Source organism: Jeotgalibacillus sp. ET6 (genome assembly GCF_029667115.1).
Lineage (GTDB): Bacteria > Bacillota > Bacilli > Bacillales > Jeotgalibacillaceae > Jeotgalibacillus.
The window spans coordinates 1-268 of sequence record NZ_JARUIU010000105.1; the positions used below are offsets into that span (position 1 = coordinate 1).

Annotated in this window: 1 pseudogene; it reads right to left on the bottom strand. The window is 37.3% G+C overall.

From position 1 onward, the window contains the following. Nucleotides 1-23 precede the first annotated feature (23 nt). Nucleotides 24-268, bottom strand: a pseudogene (locus P6709_RS19970) (hypothetical protein); the annotation flags it as partial.

Below are 268 nucleotides of genomic sequence, written 5' to 3' on the forward strand. Positions count from 1 at the left end.
GCATCAAATGCAGGGACGTACGGTTATTGCAATTGGGAATCCGCTTCGATGTAGGATTTTACGCTGTATGTGGAAAAATGAGGAGCCAGCACTATAGATATAGCTTCTTCTATTCCAAAAATTCGCGACAATCTTACTGCGGAAAGGGTTACATCTTTATCGTATACTTTGTAAATATTGTCGAGAACTACAGGACTAAAATCATAAGAAAAGTGATCTGAAGGTCTATTTTTTTCGTTATCTATACAAAGGCTATTCAATTGCAGGA